Raw genomic sequence first — 17150 nt, forward strand, 5'->3', positions numbered from 1 at the left:
AAATTACTTCGACATCAATTTATATAGTTCTATAATCGTCTCTTTGTCATCAAAATGATGTCTCACTCCATTGATTTCCTGATACGTTTCGTGACCTTTTCCTGCTACGAGAACAATATCTTTGGGCTCAGCGAATTTTATCGCCATTTTTATCGCTTCTCTTCTGTCTGGAATAGAAGTGTATTTGCTGAAATTCTGCGGTTCTACACCTGCTTCAATTTCTTTGATAATATCTTGAGGATTTTCAGTTCTCGGATTATCTGTGGTAATGATGGCCAAAGTAGATTTTCTGGTAGCAATTTTTCCCATTTCTGGTCTCTTTGCATGGTCTCTGTCTCCGCCACAACCGAAAACAGTGATTAATCTTTCGTTTTTGGTTCTGATTTCGTTGATGGAATCTAAAACATTTTCCAAAGCATCAGGAGTGTGAGCATAATCTACGATGAAGAAAATTCCACCATCAGATTTTATGGTTTCAAATCTGCCATTCACTCTTTTTAGAGTTGAAATCGCTTGTAAAACTTCTTCATCATTAAATCCTAATTCTACTGAAATAGCAAAAGCTAGAAGTAAATTATAAACATTGAATTTCCCAGTTAAAGTCGTCCAGAATTCTTTTCCGTTGAAATTTAGAAGCATTCCATTGAAATCAACTTCTAAAATTTTTCCGTGATAATCTGCCAAAGTTTTCAAAGCGTAATCTTTCTTTTTCGCTTTGGTATTTTGTAGCATTACATCACCATTTTTATCATCAGCATTGGTAATCGCTACTGCAGTTTCTGGTAATTCGTCGAAGAATCTCTTTTTGGTTTTAAGATATTCATCAAACGTTTTATGATAATCAAGATGATCATGCGTAAGATTGGTGAAACCAGCTACAGTAAAGTGTAAACCTTCAATTCTGTCTTGATGAATTCCGTGTGAAGAAACTTCCATGAAAGCATATTCGCAACCGTTTTCTACAGCTTTTGCTAACATTTGGTTCAAACGAATTACATCTGGAGTAGTGTGAGTTGAAGGAATAATTTCATCTCCAATTCTGTACTCTACGGTAGAAATGAGTGCGCTTTGGTAACCTAAATTTTTGAAAATATCAAAAAGTAGAGTAGAAGCGGTGGTTTTTCCGTTGGTTCCTGTAATTCCTATTAACTTTAGATTTTCAGAAGGATTTCCATAAAAATTAGAAGCAAGTTTGCCTAAAGTTTTAGATGAATTTTTAACTTGAATAAAATTAATTCCTTCTGGTAAATTTTCTGGTAAATCTTCACAAACAATGGTTTTTGCTCCCTTTTCGATTGCCGAAGAAATATAAGAATGTCCGTCTGAAACTGTCCCTTTTACAGCAACATAAAGTGAACCTTCGGTAACTTTTCTGCTATCGAAAACGATTTCTGACACTTCTGAATTGAGATTTCCAAAAGTTTCTAAAACTAGGATTTTATGTAATAATTCTGATAAAATCATTTTAATTAAATATCAAATACAAAAAAGTTATAAATAAAACTATGAGTAAAATGTAGCTTTGAAAAATTCTCAAATTATTCATAGGGTTATTATCTTCTTTGCTTTTCTTTTTTTCATATTTTAAAATCAAATAAACAAATCCCATTAAAATTATTGGAACTATAGGATAATATTTTTCCATATTAATTCTGTAATTCCAAATAAATTCTTTGGTTTTTATTAATGACAGTTCCAGCCATTGGGAACTGATTTTTTATTTTCCCAACACCTTTGTAATCAACTCGGTAACCTTGGTTTTCTAATTGTGGAATAATGTTTTTCCCCATTAAACCTTTTAGATTTGGTAGAACTCCGTTTTTCACGTTTACCTTTACATTGGGTTCTAGCATTTTATTAAGGTTCACCTTTTTATCAACTAAAAGTTCTTTTTCTACATTAAGCGGTGTTTTAAGGAAGACTTTTCCTGCAATTTCTTTAAAAACTGGCGCCGAAACCACTGAACCATAATATCCTTTTGATGTTTTTGGTTGGTTCACCATCACAATACAAGTATATTTAGGATTATCTGCTGGGAAAAATCCTGCAAAACTCGCTTGATATTTTGTTGGTCCCGGTTTCCAATATTCAAATCTCGCGGTTCCAGTTTTTCCCGCCAATTTGATGTTTGGAGTGAAAATACTTTTTGCGGTTCCTTTTTCTACCGCTTTGGTAAGCATCGCTGTCATTAGATTAATCGCCTCAGTTGAAGCCATTTTATCCACCAAAACTTGAGGTTCCGCTTCGTATGAAGTTTTACCATCTTTCATGATTTTTTCTATGAAAAGTGGTTTCACCATTTTTCCTTTATTGGCAATTCCGTTATAGAATGTAGTGAGCTGTAATAAATTGAGGCTCACGCTATAACCATATCCTAGAGAAGCCAATGTTGCTTTATTCCATCTTTTATTTTCTGGAGTAACAATTGAAGGTTTGGTAACACCTGGAAGTTCAATTTCTAATTTTTCAAAAAGTTTCCATCTTTTCAGATGCTTTAAGAAAACATCTGGCTTATCTGCATAATGCTGTGTGATGATTTTAGCTGCACCAATGTTACTAGATTGTGCTAAAATATCACTGATGTCATAGGTTCCACCTGCGTGAGAATCTGTAATTTTTTGGCTGAAATAAGTCCAAGAAATTCCACCAATGTTGATTTTGGTATTTTCATCTATGAAACCATCGTCCATTGCAGCTAAAAGTGAAACCGTCTTAAATGTAGAACCTGGTTCTGTAGCATCTTTCAGTGCATAATTGTAAGCATCTATATAATTTCCTTCTTCATTTCTTCTAAGGTTTACCATAGCTCTTACTTTTCCCGTAGCGGTTTCCATCACGAGAACAGAACCATGATCTGCTTCGAAATGTAGCAGTTGTTTTTCTAAAGCAGAATGGGCAATATCTTGAATTCTTAAATCTATCGTGGTATAAACATCTTGACCATCAATTGGGTCTTGAACTTTCCAGTAATCAATTGGTTTCCACTGAGATGAATTGATTCTTTGCTCTAATCTTTTGCCATCTGTACCAGTAAGATATTTAGAAAAAGCACCTTCTAATCCAGATTTTCCAATCTCGTTATCCATTCCTATGGTTCCTGCGCCAATTTGAGCAGTTGCCAATTCTCTGCGGAATTTTCTATCGATAATGAGACATCTATTTTTCTTAAATTTCCCTGTTTTTTTATCTTTTTTACTGAAAATTGGGAATTTTTTAATTCTGTCATATTGGTCGAAGTCTAAACCTCTTACCAAAGAAAAATATTGATTTTTTTTCTTTTTTTGTTCGTCAAAGATTTTTCGGTAATGAACTCTTGGTTTACCAAACATTTGGCTCAATGAATCAGTCAATGCGCCAATATTATTGTCGTAAACAGAATCTTTGATGGTTTTAAAATCGATATACGCATCGTATCTCATTACGGTGGTTGCTAAAATAGAACCATCTGATGCAAAAAGGTTTCCACGAGCAGCTTTTAAGGTGGCTTCTCTGTAATTTTTACTGATATAATTGTCTTCAAATTCTTCTACATTGGTATTTTGTAGAAAAAGAATTCTCGCCAAAAACATAATAAATACGATGAAAGCTACCCCTGCAAAAAGGTAACCCCATTTTAACGCTTTACCGCGTTTGATATCATATTCATTACTATTTATCGCCATTTTCTAAACTGTCTACTTTTATTAAAAGTTTATGTGGATGGTTTTCTAAAGACATCAAAGAATCTCCTTCCATTTCTTTGCTTAGCTCACTTTCCATTCTTACTTTAATCAATCTGCTTTGTGCATAAGCATTTCTAGATTTATATTCTTCTGCCTGTTCTTTAAGTTGGTTTACGGTTTCTATTTTTTTGTTGACCAAGTGATTGCTGTAAATCATAATCATCAACAAGGAAAAAATGAGTAAAAAATATTTGTAATGAACTTTTACTTCATCACGGTTTAAGAAGTTTCCCTTCATGATATCCATGAAAGTAAGTTTCTTCGGTTTTTTATTATATGTTACTCTTTTTGCCACAGACTTTGTCTGATTTTAATTATATTTTTATTCCCACTCGCATTTTTGCGCTTCTTGCTCTAGAATTTTCTTCTATTTCTTCTTCTGTTGGAATGATGGCTTTGCTTTTTAACAATTCAAAAGCTTTAGCATAATTTCCATAAATATCTCGTTCTGGTTCTCCTTCGAACATTCCATTTTTTAGGAATCGTTTTACCAATCTGTCTTCTAGTGAATGATAAGAAATCACGACTAATCTTCCTTCTTTTTTCAAGATTTTATAAGATTGTAACAGCATTTCTTTTAAAACTTCTAGCTCTTGATTTACCTCTATTCTAATCGCTTGGAACAACTGTGCAAAAAATTTATTCTGCTTAAAATGAGGAATATAACTAAAGACTTTTTTCAAATCTTCGGTGGTTACAATTTCCTTTGATTTCCTAGCATGAACAATTTCTCTCGCAAGTTTTCTGGCTTCTCTTATCTCGCCATAGTAGTAGAAAATATCGGCCAAATGTTCTTCTTCATATTCATTCACTACTTTTCTCGCGTCTAGATGTTGCATCACGTTCATTCTCATGTCTAGAGGTGCATCACTTCTGGTGGAAAAACCACGTTCTGCAGCATCAAACTGATGAGAAGAAACGCCTAAATCTCCTAAAATTCCATCAACTTCAGTTACGCCGTACATCAACAATGAATTTTCTAAAAATCTGAAATTCTGATTGATTAATGTAAATCTCTCATCATCAATTGAATTGTTGAGCGCGTCTAAATCTTGATCGAAGCTGTATAATTTTCCTTTGCTAGAGAGTCTTTTTAATATTTCACGAGAATGGCCACCTCCACCGAAAGTTACATCTACGTAAACTCCATCAGGATTAGTGATGAGAGCGTCTATACTTTCCTTTAATAATACAGGATTGTGATACATTCTATTAGATTTAAAAAATTATAAAAATTGAGGTGTAGAGATTATTCTTCGTCAAAATTGATGTCGCCCATCACTTCTTCGGTTAGTTTCCCGAAATCAACTTCGTTAGTAGCAATTACTTTTTCATACGCTTCTTTGTCCCAAATTTCAAACAGTTCACCCGCTCCTGAAATCACTATTTCTTTATGAAGATTGGCAAATTGTTTCAAATCTTTTGGAATAAGAATTCTCTCAGAAGAATCCAGCTCTACGTTTTTTACACCGGCGGTAAACATTCTGATGAAATCTGCATTCTTTTTCACGAAACGGTTCAGTCCGTTTATCTTTTTCATCAGTTTTTCCCAAGGCTGCATTGGGTAAACTTCTAAGCAATTCTGAAACACAGCACGCTTAATTACAAAGTTCTTATCCTCAGAACTTTGCAATAGTTTTACTAGTGACGAAGGAAGCTTTATTCTGCCTTTGTCATCAATCTTGCATTCGTATGTTTCGTAGAAATGAATCATTTGGAGCAAATTTATTTATTATTTTCTAAAATTTCCCACTTTTTCCCACTTTTTAACTTAATGTTGATAACTTTTTGCCTGTAGAGCTTTATGTAGCTAACTTGTTGATTAATAAAATGTTAATAAATGAGTGTGATATGAGGGTAGATGTATGCCCAATTGACATACTTTAAATGAAATTAACATAACAAAAACCGGTCAAAATTCTATTTTTTTTGTATTTTTGCGTTTGACAGATACGTTATATGATTTTTAATACCAAAAAGGAGAAGAAATATACATTTATAGAAAGCGGAGAAGGTCATCCTATGGTACTTCTACATGGATTGATGGGAGGCTTAAGTAATTTTGATAAAATGATTACTTATTTCTCAGAAAGAGGCTATAAAGTTTATGTTCCGCAACTTCCTATTTATGATTTGCCAGTGCTGAATACTAATCTTACCAGCATCGCAAAATATGTGGCAAGATTTATAAAAGATAAAATAGGACAACCTGTTACTTTAATGGGGAATTCTATGGGAGGTCATATTGGCCTTATTCTAACATTAGCTAATCCAGAGTTAGTGCATTCTTTAGTTTTAACAGGAAGTTCTGGTTTGTACGAAAAAAGTTTTGGAGAAACTTTCCCAAGAAGAGGCGACAGAGACTATATCAAAAAGAAAACAGAAGAAGTTTTCTTTGACCCGAAAGTAGCTACAGATGAATTAGTAGACGAGGTTTTCTCGGTGGTAAATGATAGAATGAAAGGCATTAAAACAGTGCTTTTAGCGAAAAGTGCCATCAAACATAACATGCTCCATGATTTGCCAAAAATAAAACAACCAACTTGTATTATTTGGGGAAAACAAGATGGAGTAACTCCACCAGATGTAGCAGAAGAAATGGATAGACAAATTCCTAATTCAGATTTGTTCTGGTTAGATGAATGCGGTCACGCTGCGATGATGGAAAAACCAGAAGAGTTTAATGAAATTCTTTACAACTGGTTAAAAGATAAAATTTAGAATTAAGTTGAAAAAATAATGATGGAAGTTGAAAAGCTTCCATTTTTTGAATATGATAGTAAAGACTGTAAACTTTGTAAAATCTAGTGGGAAATGGCAAGAATGCCCAGAACCTACGATTCCTGAATATGCTTTTATCGGGAGAAGTAACGTGGGGAAATCTTCGTTAATCAATGCCATTATGAATCATAAAGATTTGGCAAAAACTTCGCAAACTCCTGGTAAAACACAATTGATTAATCATTTTTTGGTGAATGAAAATTGGTATCTCACCGATTTACCTGGCTATGGTTATGCTAAGGTTTCTAAAAGTTTGAGAAAAGATTTTGAAAAACTCATCACCAATTATATTCTGAATAGAAAAAATTTGGTAAACCTTTTTGTTTTAGTTGATATAAGACATACTCCCCAAAAAATAGATTTAGAATTTATGGAATGGTGCGGAGAAAATGGGGTGCCGTTTTCTATCGTTTTTACCAAGCAGGATAAGCTAAAACCAGGAGCTGCCGACAGAAATGTAGAAGTATATAAAACCAAACTTCTAGAAACTTGGGAAGATTTACCAGATATTTATATTACTTCTGCCGAAAAGAAAATGGGTGGCGATGAAATTCTGAAATTTATTGAAAAAACCAATGCTTATTTGGTTAAAAATAAAGTGAAGTTCGTGTAGTTATGTCAACAAAGTTTTATAAAATTTTTGTTTATAGTTTTTTGTTTATTTTTCTATTAATTGTTTCTATATCATATTATTTCATCATTAATTCGGAAAAAATTAAATATGATTCAAGTTTAGCAGATCATAAATTTTTAAACCAAAGAAGCACGGAAATAATTTTTGAAGATGAGGAAAAAGTAAATTATGATGTTGTTTTTTTTGATTTTTGTAAAGTTTTAAAGAATAATGACCACTCATATTATTTTATTATAGGAAAAGAAGATAAACCCTTTAATGGATTTTCACTGTTCACCTTGAAGCATAAATTTTCTAAAATAAAATATTATTTTCCAAACAATAAAAAATATTATAAAGTTGATCTGGAAGAATTAACAATTAGTAAGCCTTATTTAAAAATTGGAGATTCGATATTTGGAAAATTAAAAGTTGAAATCGAGCCACAATATATTGGTGCAAATAAAAAATATAAAGGAACTATTTTTTTCAAAACAGTTGTAAAGAGATATGAGTGATGTTTTTAATATAACATGGAAAATAAAATCATTGGAAGAGTTATCAATTCATGAATTGTATGAGATTTTGAAAGTGAGACAAGAGGTTTTCGTGGTAGAGCAAACTTGTTATTACTTAGACGCCGATGGTTATGACCAGAAAGCCCTTCATCTTTTTGCAGAAAAAGAAGGAAAAGTGGTTGCATATTGCAGAATTTTTCCTGAAGGCGTAAAATATCCAGAAACTTCCATCGGAAGAGTTCTTACCCATCCTGATTTTAGAAATTTAAAATTAGGAAAAACTCTTATCCAATTTGCTTTAGAAGCTATAAAAACCAGATTTAACACCACTGAATGTAGAATTTCTGCACAAGATTATCTCATTAAATTTTACAGTGATTTTGGGTTTCAAGACACAGGGAAAAAATATCTGGAAGATGATATTCCACATACAGAAATGGCGAGAAAATAATTTATCGCCATTCATGTTTTCGCTTGTGTTTTCTTCTTTGATTTAAAAAATCTATAATTTTAAAAGTACTGATAAAAATAAATGGTGAGATTTCTCTCACCATTCCCCGTTTAAAACTTACTCTACTCTTGATGCAAGTGTGTTGTTATATAAAAAGTTATTAGTCTAATAAAAATTTTTTATACTTGCATCTGCTAAAAATCGAGTATGAAGAAGATTACTTCTGCAAATGTATTCTGATAAAAATTTGTTTCATTACGGTTTTCCGTAATTGGGTTTTATTTTTTGTTTTTATATTACAAAATTTATGAAATTTGACTAGTTTTCTTCTGATTTTAAATACATTTTAATCATAAAAAATGTGATAATAAGGCTCATAAAAAAGAAATACAAAATATTTTCTTGAAAATTTTTCTGAACTTTCAGCACATATAAAATGATTTCCGTTACCAGAAGGAAATTAGCAGCAAATAATAAAATATAACTGCAAGTTGCCAATGTTTTAAGCGTAGATTTGTTATAAAGATTCATAATCATTGGTTTTTAGTTTATCTGTTTGGTAAATTTACAATAGGGTGAATTCATTTCCTTACGGAAAACCGTAAAACAGGAAAACTCTTCCAAAAATTATTCCAAATGAGTTTTTATAAGTTGATTTAATTCATTTTAAATAATCCCCAAATCTTTACAAAGTACCACCATTTCTGTGTTATTTTTGGCGCTTAAACTTTCGCGGAGTTCACTTAATCTCTTTTCTATAGAACTTCTGCTGTCTGGTTTTATATTGGTGTTTTTAAAATGGTCTTCTATTTCTTGTTGACGCCAACCTTTAGCCAAAAGTTCTACCAAATACACATCATAATTGGTAAATTCAAATGAGTTATTTCTGATGGAATTAATGATTTCCTGAGGAATCACAATTTTATTTTCAAAAACTTTTTTGATGGCACTTTTCAGTTCTTTACCATCATTTCTACCTTTGTTTACAAAACCATTGATGTGATGTTTTTTGAAAAGTTCATCAATAATAGAAGGTTTTTTCTCGATAGAAAAAGCGATGATTTTAATATTGGGTTGCAATTGTCTCACTTCAGCGATGAGTTCTTGTCCAGAAGTCAATTTTTGCTCACGGAAATCGGTGTCAAAAGATAAATCCGTAATGAGTAAATCATAAGGTTTTTCTTCTGAAATGGCAATTTTTAGTTTAGAAACAGCATCATCGCAATAACTTACAAACTCATAATCCGTAATTTGCAATTCTTCTAGAGTTTTGATGACTCCTAGATTTCTGATTTCGTGGTCTTCGGCTATTAGTACTTTATTAAACATCATTTTTTAATGAATTGGAATAGACATATTTACGTGTAATCCTTTCTGTAGATTTTTTTCAAAATTAATATCTCCGCCAATGTTCTCAATACGGTTTTCCGTATTTTTGATTCCAGAAAGTTTTTTATTTTCTGCATTGCCCATTCCAAGGCCGTTATCGGTGTATTTTATTTTTAAAATATTTTCAATTTTTTCAAATTTTACCAAAACTAATGTCGCTTGACTGTGTTTTTTCATGTTAATCATGAGTTCTCTAAGCGCATAGAAAATTTCTGATTGTATATTCTGAGAAACATTTTGCCAAATATTCTGCTCGTTTCCTATCACTAAAACTTTTTGCTGAGGTGAAGAATATGAAGAAATCATTTCAAAAAGCTTAACCGAAAATTCCTTTTCTATTTGTTCATTAAGGTCTTCATGAGCAATGTCTCTTGATTCTTCGTACATTTTTTCTAGTTTATCAAGGAGTTTTTCTTTGTCCAGTTCTTCTTGATTTTCTACTTCTACCATGGTTTGGTATAAACCATTGGCTACTACATCATGTATTTTTTTAGAATATTTAATTTGAGTGTTTTTTACCTCAATTTCTTTTTCTTGTTCCAGTCTTTTTTTTCTTCTTAAATACCAAAATAAACCTACCAATAAACCAGTGAATAGAAATGCAATCGCTACTCTTTGTCTAAAGATGTGATTTTCTTTTTCTATGTTTTCGGTTTTGGCTTTTTCGGTTTCGTAGCGAATCAGTGCAAATTGGTTTCTGGCTTTTGCTCTTGCTGTTTGCAAACTGTCATTCAGTTTTTGATATTCGGAAAAATATTTTTTAGAATTTTCTGATTTTTCTAAAGCGATTAATTTTTCTAGCGCTTCTAATCTATCATCTGGACTTTCTATTTTTTGAGCGATGTCATACATTTTTCCTGCATAGAAAAGGGCTTTTTGAGGTTCTTTTTCTTTATAATAATCAGCTAGCGTAGCGTAACTAGAATTCATACCCCAATAATCTTGTTTCGATTCTCTGATTTTGAGAGATTGCAGAAAATAATTTAAAACATGTATGTTTTTATTTTCGGCGAATAAACATCTGCCAAAATTATTCAATGTTCTTGCATATGCAATACTATCTTCAGTTTTTAGGGCTTTTTTGTAAAATTCTTTTGCTTTACCGAAATCCTTTAAATCTAAATAGTTATTCGCAATATTATTATAATAAATGTATTGAGACTCTGGCTCTGATGAATTTTGAAGAGCTAAATCATAATATTTTTCGGCATTTTTATAGTTTTCTTGTTTTGCACTTGCTAAGGCCAAGTTATTATAATTGGATGATTTCAGTTGTTTGGTAATGCTGTCATTTTTTTTTAGCATTTTTTCGGCTTCTAATGAAGTTTCTATTCCTCCAAAATGATCGCCTTGATCGGTCTGTATAATTGCCATATTAATTAAGCATTTTGCCATAAAAAGTGAATCGTTAGTTTTTAAAAATTCATCTTTTGCTAATGCATAATAAATATAAGCAGAGTCTTTTTCGCCTGCATCTCTAAAGTCTGCGGCTTTTAAATATGTTTTATTTTTTGCAGAATCAGATTCTACAGTGTTTTTAGTGCACGAAAATATAATGGTTAAAAATAAAAGTGGAATTAGTTTTTTCAATGGTTTAATTTTTATTCTAAATTACAAAAAAAGAGCAGACTAAAAAGTCTGCTCAAAAGTTAAATTTTTCAATTCTTTATTTCAATAACCCAAGTTCGCCGAAATGTTTTTTGAATTTGGCCACTTTTGGACCTACTACAGCGCTGCAATAAGGCTGATTAGGATTGATTTCAAAATAATTTTGGTGATATTTCTCTGCGACCCAGAATTTTTCAAAAGGAACGATTTGAGTAACATATTTGCCGTTCCATTTTCCAGATTTTTCTGAATTTTCCATAGAAACTTGTGCTTCTTCTTTTTGTTTTTCAGAATGATAGAAAATTACGGAACGGTATTGTGTGCCGATGTCTTCACCTTGTCTGTTTAATTGTGTAGGATCGTGCAGGAACCAAAAAGATTCTAATAATTGTGAAAAAGAAATGACAGAAGGATCAAAGGCGATTTGTACCACTTCTGCATGACCCGTTTCACCTGTACAAACTTCTTCGTAAGTAGGATTTTCTTTATGACCACCAGAATAGCCAGAAGTTACAGATTCTACACCTTTTAACATGTCAAAACATGCTTCTACACACCAAAAACACCCGCCACCAAACGTAGCATATTCTAGATTTTTGTTTTCCATTTTAAGATTTTTTTTCTTTGAAACTTTATTTTCTTGTCCGTTACAAGAAATCAGTAAAATACTCATCAAAAATATAAAAAACTTTTTCATTTAGAAATAACGTTGTTGTTTTAATTTTTATTTTAATAATAGTTAAAATCTTTTGCCTAGAGTAATCCCGAATCTTGGATAAGCACCTAAAGAATTATCTCCGAAAACTCTTCCTACTCCGCCATAAACTTCACCGATGAGATTGTTTTTGGTAAGAAATTTCGCTCCAGCGGCAGCTCCTAAACCGAAACCAGTTCTGGTTTCATATTTACTTGATGTTCCATCGAAATAAATAGTGTCTACATAATTAAGAACGATAGAATTGGCTTCTATAAAGAAGCCTGCAGCTTTCTTTTGTCCAAAAAACATTCTATAATAAGGAGTGAAACTGAATCTCAAATCCATATCTTCTTTTTTATCAAGAGAAAATGCTACAGATGCACCAAGGGATGAATTGTCAGAAATCAATCTTTCGTAAGACAGTTCAGGCATTCCGATGGCTGTGTAAAGAATATTTACTTTAAATTCATTGTTTTCTGATTGAGAAAATGCAAGGGTGCTGCAGATAACAGCTAAAGTTGTAATCAGTTTTTTCATTGTATTGTTTTTAATTATTGCTAAAGTATTAAAATTTTTCTCAGAAAATCTTGATTGTAATCAATTTCATAAAAAAATCCGAAGAAAAACTCTTCGGATTCTAATGTATATAATGTTGAGTAGATTAAGAAGTAGGAATTTCTCCTTTGAATAAGAAAGAAATAATTTCTTTGTTTACTTTATCCATCATTTCACTGAACAAATGGAAAGACTCTTGTTTGTAAATTACTAATGGGTCTTTTTGTTCATAAACTGCACCTTGTGAAGATTTACGTAAATCATCCATTTCTTTAAGGTGATGTTTCCAGTTTTCGTCTATAATGGTTAAACAGATATTCTTCTCGAAATCATTAATCATAGATTCGCACTGTGTTTCATAAGCTTGCTTAAGATCAGTAACAATGGTAAGCGTTTTGGTTCCGTCAGAGAAGGGTACTTGTACGTTTTTGAACATGTGACCTTGTTGTTTGAACACATTTTCAATAATTGGGAAAGAGTTTTCTTTCAATAAAACCAATCTGTTTTTGTAATCTTCTTCTGCTTTTTTGAAAACCATATCCGTGATTTCTCTTTCAGTTTTTGCTTTGAATTCAGCTTCAGTAAGTGGAGCTTCCATCGTGAAGAATTTGATGATTTCGTATTCAAATTCTTTGAATTGGTTGCCCCCTTTTGTATTGCTTACGATAGATGCTGCTACATCATAAATGGTATTAATTATGTCATATTTTAAATGGTCGCCAAACAATGCATTTTTTCTACGTTTGTAGATTACATCACGTTGTTTGTTCATTACATCATCATATTCTAGCAATCTTTTTCTGATACCGAAGTTGTTTTCTTCTACTTTTTTCTGAGCTCTTTCGATAGATTTGGTAATCATAGAGTGCTGAATAACTTCGCCTTCTTTGTGTCCCATTTTATCCATCATTTTTGCGATTCTTTCAGAACCGAAAAGTCTCATTAAGTTATCTTCCAGAGAAACATAGAATTGAGAACTTCCTGGGTCTCCTTGTCTACCAGCTCTACCTCTTAACTGTCTGTCTACACGTCTAGAATCGTGTCTTTCTGTACCTATAATTGCTAAACCTCCGTTTGCTTTTACGTCTCCTTGAAGTTTAATATCGGTACCACGACCAGCCATGTTGGTAGCAATGGTTACTACACCAGCTCTACCAGCTTCAGCTACGATGTCTGCTTCTTTCTTGTGCAATTTCGCATTCAATACATTATGCGGGATTTTTCTTAATTGAAGCGCTTTTGACAAGAACTGAGAAATTTCTACAGAAGTTGTACCTACTAGTACTGGTCTTCCTGCTGCGGTAAGTCTTTCGATTTCGTCAATTACAGCATTGAATTTTTCTCTGTTAGTTTTATAAACTAAATCTTGTCTATCGTCTCTGATGATAGGTCTGTTGGTAGGAATTACTACTACGTCTAATTTATAAATTTGCCAGAATTCGCCTGCTTCAGTTTCTGCAGTACCTGTCATCCCAGCTAATTTATTATACATTCTGAAGTAGTTCTGTAACGTAATGGTAGCGAAAGTTTGAGTAGCTGCTTCGATTTTTACATTTTCTTTAGCTTCAATCGCTTGGTGAAGTCCGTCTGAATAACGTCTTCCTTCCATGATACGACCAGTTTGCTCGTCTACGATTTTTACTTCTCCATCGATGACTACATATTCATCATCTTTTTCAAATAATGTATATGCTTTTAACAACTGGCTTAAAGTATGAATTCTTTCAGATTTTACAGCATAATTTCTGAAAAGTTCTTCTTTTTGAGCAAATTCTTCTTCTTTGGTAAGATTTTTTGCCTCTAGTTCAGCAATCAAGGTTCCGATGTCTTCTAAAACAAAGAAATTGGCATCTTGGTTCCCTTGAGACATATATTCTACACCTTTGTCTGTAAGGTCTATTTGATTATTTTTCTCGTCGATTACAAAATAAAGGTCTTTGTCTACAATACGCATTCTCTTGCTATTGTCTTGCATGTATTCTCCTTCTGTTTTTTGTAAAAGCACTCTTATTCCTTCTTCTGAAAGGAATTTGATGAGGTGTTTGTTTTTAGGTAAACCTCTGTAAGCTTGCAAAAGTTTAAAACCGCCGTCTGTTTTATTACCTGCAGCAATTAATTTCTTTGCTTCGGTTAATAAATTAGAAACGATTTGTTTCTGAACGGCAACAATTCTATCTACAGATGGTTTTAACACATCGAATTCTTGTCTGTCTCCTTGAGGAATTGGTCCAGAAATAATGAGTGGAGTTCTCGCGTCATCAATTAATACAGAGTCTACTTCGTCTACAATTGCAAAATTTAATTCACCTTGAACTAATTCTTCAGGCGAAGAAACCATGTTGTCTCTTAAATAGTCAAAACCGAACTCATTATTGGTTCCATAAGTGATATCTGCTTGATAAGCTTTTCTTCTCGCATCTGTATTCGGTTGATGTAAATCGATACAATCGATGCTTAAACCGTGGAACTGATAAATTGGACCCATCCAAGCCGAGTCTCTTTTTGCCAAGTAATCATTCACAGTAACTACGTGAACACCACGACCAGGAAGTGCATTTAAGTAAATAGGTAGCGTTCCTACTAAAGTTTTACCTTCACCAGTTGCCATTTCGGCGATTCTACCACTGTGAAGTGCAACCCCACCGATAAATTGGGTGTCATAGTGAACCATGTCCCAAACTACTTCTTTACCAGCAGCATCCCATTTATTTTTCCAGAAAGCTTTGTCTCCTTTAATTTCTACAAAATCTTTAGCAGCAGCTAATTCTTGGTCATGCTCAGATGCTGTAACGGTAAGTCCACCATTTTGAGCCAATCTTCTTGCAGTTTCTTTGATAACCGCAAAAGCTTCTGGAAGAATATCGTTCAAAACTTTTTCTTCAATTTGATAAGAATCCTTTTTCAGCGTTTCAATTTGCCCAAAAAGTTTTTCTTTTTCGTCTACGTCAGAAGATTTTGCAATTTGCTCATGAACTTCTACTACCTGATTGGTAATGTGTTCTGTAGCTGCATCAATTTTATCTTTGAATTCTTGAGTTTTTGCTCTCAATTCATCATCCGAAAGCTCGGCAATTGCTGGCTCTACTTTCTTAATTTTGTCTACAACTTTTTTGATTTCTTTGAGGTCTTTAGCGTTTTTGTCGCCTAAGAATCCTTGAAGAACTTTATTTAAAAAACTCATAATAATTACTTTTGGCTAGTAGCAAAATGCTTCAGCCATATTAATGTTAAATTTATAAAAATTCAAAAAAAAGCCGATTGCCGATTGCCGACAGCCGACTGCATTTTTTAGTATTCGTCTTCGTTCCAGAGGAAGTCTTCGTCTGTAGGATAATCACTCCAGACTTCTTCTATGCTTTCATAGATTTCTCCTTCGTCTTCAATGGCTTGAAGATTTTCTACTACTTCCATTGGTGCACCTGTTCTAATAGCATAATCGATAAGCTCTGCTTTAGTCATCGGCCAAGGTGCGTCGCTTAAATATGAAGCTAATTCTAATGTCCAATACATAATATTTAAATTTTTTGCAAAAGTATAAAATTAGGTGAGATTTCAAAATTTTTCTATCTGATTTTCAACAGATTTATAAAATCTAAACTTAATTTTTAATAATGTTCTAATATAATTGTTTTATCTGTTTCTCAAAAACCATTCCACAAAAATTTTTATGCCATTTTGGTATTTTGTTTTGGGGGAATAGTTGATAAGGTTTTTCGCTTTTTGTATATCTGCGTTGGTTTTTTCTACATCTCCAGGCTGCATTGGCAGATTTTTTTTGATGGCAGGTTTTCCAAGTTCTTGTTCTATTCCTGTCACCATTTCGTTTAGATTTACCACTTCGCTTTCGCCTAAGTTGATGGTTTCGTATACGTTATGATGGTTTTCTACATATTTTACAGATTTTACCACGCCATCGATGATGTCTTCTATAAAAGTATAATCTCTAGCGGTAGAACCATCGCCATAGAAAGGAATTTCTTGGTTTTCAGAAATCAATTTTGTGAATTTATGAATGGCTAAATCTGGTCTTTGTCTTGGACCGAAAACCGTGAAAAATCTCAAGAAAATCATGTCTATTCCGTACAGATGATGATAAACATGACCTAGAATTTCTGTACATTTTTTAGTGGCAGCATAAGGCGAAATAGGTCTGTCTACATTATCGGTTTCAGAGAAAGGAATTTTCTCGTTATTGCCATACACGCTTGATGATGATGCAATTACGTTTTTCTTTACGCCGAATTCCTTGCACAATTCCCAAAGATGCATGGTTCCTTTTATATTCACTTCTTCATAATCTATAGGCCTTTCTATAGAAGGACGAACTCCAGCCAAAGCTGCAAGATGAACTAAAACATCTATTTTGTGATTTTTAAAAATTTGAGCTAAAGATTCTTTGTCACGAATGTCGGTATAGTAAAGAATGTAATTTTCTGATTTAGTTTGATTTACAAGTTTTTTAATGTCATTTTCTTTATCGGAAAATTCAAAATCAGTAGATTGTTGAACAGATTCTAAAGTATTTTTGATTTTAACCTGATAATCATAGAAATCATCAAAATTGTCAACGTTAATGACAAAATGTCCATCTTTCAACAAATGTTCTACCAAATGTGAACCAATAAATCCAGAACCGCCTGTTACTAAATAATTCATTTGTGCGTTTTACAAAGAATAGCAAATTTAAGAATTTGGAAATGATTATGGTCAAATATAAAATAAATTTTCGTGCAGATTGAACAAATTAGGCTGATTCTTTATAAATATGCTCAATCAATAAAATCAGCGAAACATTTAATATCTTTTTCCTTATTTT

Annotated in this window: 17 protein-coding genes; 4 read left to right on the forward strand and 13 right to left on the reverse strand. The window is 32.5% G+C overall.

Going from position 1 to position 17150, the window contains the following annotated elements:
- Positions 1 to 3 precede the first annotated feature (3 nt).
- The 5 genes from ACT53I_RS11445 to mraZ all read right to left on the reverse strand — a co-directional run bounded on the left by ACT53I_RS11445 (position 4) and on the right by mraZ (position 5436).
- A complete protein-coding gene (locus tag ACT53I_RS11445) occupies positions 4 to 1464 on the reverse strand; it encodes a UDP-N-acetylmuramoyl-L-alanyl-D-glutamate--2,6-diaminopimelate ligase (protein ID WP_476079753.1) in 1461 nt (486 codons plus the stop codon).
- Between the two features lie 182 nt (positions 1465 to 1646).
- Positions 1647 to 3662 (reverse strand): penicillin-binding transpeptidase domain-containing protein, encoded by a 2016-nt coding sequence (locus ACT53I_RS11450; RefSeq protein ID WP_213190299.1) that lies wholly within the window; start codon positions 3660 to 3662, stop codon positions 1647 to 1649.
- Positions 3649 to 4017 (reverse strand): FtsL-like putative cell division protein, encoded by a 369-nt coding sequence (locus tag ACT53I_RS11455; protein WP_069797387.1) that lies wholly within the window; start codon positions 4015 to 4017, stop codon positions 3649 to 3651. Before ACT53I_RS11455 ends, ACT53I_RS11450 begins: the two co-directional genes overlap by 14 nt.
- Before the next feature lie 19 nt (positions 4018 to 4036).
- Positions 4037 to 4930 (reverse strand): 16S rRNA (cytosine(1402)-N(4))-methyltransferase RsmH, encoded by an 894-nt coding sequence (rsmH, locus tag ACT53I_RS11460; protein WP_476079754.1) that lies wholly within the window; start codon positions 4928 to 4930, stop codon positions 4037 to 4039.
- 41 nt (positions 4931 to 4971) lie between these two features.
- Positions 4972 to 5436: a division/cell wall cluster transcriptional repressor MraZ gene (gene mraZ / locus ACT53I_RS11465; RefSeq protein WP_371460718.1), complete on the reverse strand. Its 465-nt coding sequence runs from the start codon at positions 5434 to 5436 to the stop codon at positions 4972 to 4974.
- A 245-nt stretch (positions 5437 to 5681) separates the two neighbouring features.
- Between mraZ and ACT53I_RS11470 the strand changes: the two genes are divergently transcribed.
- From ACT53I_RS11470 to ACT53I_RS11485, 4 genes are read left to right on the forward strand one after another with little or no spacing between them, the layout of a single operon-like run.
- Positions 5682 to 6443, forward strand: coding sequence for an alpha/beta fold hydrolase (locus ACT53I_RS11470; protein ID WP_476079755.1), 762 nt, complete (start codon positions 5682 to 5684; stop codon positions 6441 to 6443).
- A 52-nt stretch (positions 6444 to 6495) separates the two neighbouring features.
- Positions 6496 to 7116 (forward strand): ribosome biogenesis GTP-binding protein YihA/YsxC, encoded by a 621-nt coding sequence (yihA, locus tag ACT53I_RS11475; protein ID WP_104792942.1) that lies wholly within the window; start codon positions 6496 to 6498, stop codon positions 7114 to 7116.
- A 2-nt stretch (positions 7117 to 7118) separates the two neighbouring features.
- Positions 7119 to 7634: a hypothetical protein gene (locus tag ACT53I_RS11480; RefSeq protein WP_104792941.1), complete on the forward strand. Its 516-nt coding sequence runs from the start codon at positions 7119 to 7121 to the stop codon at positions 7632 to 7634.
- On the forward strand, positions 7627 to 8085 hold the full coding sequence (locus ACT53I_RS11485; RefSeq protein ID WP_476079756.1) for a GNAT family N-acetyltransferase: 459 nt from the start codon (positions 7627 to 7629) through the stop codon (positions 8083 to 8085). The genes ACT53I_RS11480 and ACT53I_RS11485 overlap by 8 nt, the downstream gene beginning before the upstream one ends.
- Before the next feature lie 318 nt (positions 8086 to 8403).
- Here the strand turns inward: ACT53I_RS11485 and ACT53I_RS11490 are convergent, their stop codons facing one another.
- The 8 genes from ACT53I_RS11490 to ACT53I_RS11525 all read right to left on the reverse strand — a co-directional run bounded on the left by ACT53I_RS11490 (position 8404) and on the right by ACT53I_RS11525 (position 16990).
- Positions 8404 to 8616 carry a hypothetical protein gene (locus tag ACT53I_RS11490; RefSeq protein WP_374450489.1) on the reverse strand — a complete coding sequence of 71 codons (213 nt, stop codon included), beginning with the start codon at positions 8614 to 8616 and terminating at the stop codon, positions 8404 to 8406.
- Positions 8617 to 8751: 135 nt separating this feature from the next.
- Positions 8752 to 9417: a response regulator gene (locus tag ACT53I_RS11495; protein WP_476079757.1), complete on the reverse strand. Its 666-nt coding sequence runs from the start codon at positions 9415 to 9417 to the stop codon at positions 8752 to 8754.
- A 3-nt stretch (positions 9418 to 9420) separates the two neighbouring features.
- The gene (locus ACT53I_RS11500) at positions 9421 to 11064 is read right to left on the reverse strand and encodes a tetratricopeptide repeat-containing sensor histidine kinase (RefSeq protein WP_476079758.1); all 1644 of its coding nucleotides are present in this window, start codon (positions 11062 to 11064) and stop codon (positions 9421 to 9423) included.
- A gap of 76 nt (positions 11065 to 11140) precedes the next feature.
- Positions 11141 to 11779, reverse strand: coding sequence for a peptide-methionine (S)-S-oxide reductase MsrA (msrA, locus tag ACT53I_RS11505; protein WP_476079759.1), 639 nt, complete (start codon positions 11777 to 11779; stop codon positions 11141 to 11143).
- 42 nt (positions 11780 to 11821) lie between these two features.
- Positions 11822 to 12316, reverse strand: coding sequence for a DUF3575 domain-containing protein (locus ACT53I_RS11510; RefSeq protein ID WP_476079760.1), 495 nt, complete (start codon positions 12314 to 12316; stop codon positions 11822 to 11824).
- 124 nt (positions 12317 to 12440) lie between these two features.
- Positions 12441 to 15515 (reverse strand): preprotein translocase subunit SecA, encoded by a 3075-nt coding sequence (secA, locus tag ACT53I_RS11515; RefSeq protein ID WP_476079761.1) that lies wholly within the window; start codon positions 15513 to 15515, stop codon positions 12441 to 12443.
- 107 nt (positions 15516 to 15622) lie between these two features.
- Positions 15623 to 15844: a DUF2795 domain-containing protein gene (locus ACT53I_RS11520; RefSeq protein ID WP_002662059.1), complete on the reverse strand. Its 222-nt coding sequence runs from the start codon at positions 15842 to 15844 to the stop codon at positions 15623 to 15625.
- A gap of 120 nt (positions 15845 to 15964) precedes the next feature.
- Positions 15965 to 16990, reverse strand: a complete 1026-nt coding sequence (locus ACT53I_RS11525) for a GDP-mannose 4,6-dehydratase (protein ID WP_476079762.1) — start codon at positions 16988 to 16990, stop codon at positions 15965 to 15967.
- Positions 16991 to 17150 lie beyond the last annotated feature (160 nt).

The organism is Cloacibacterium sp. DMC96 (assembly GCF_056313765.1).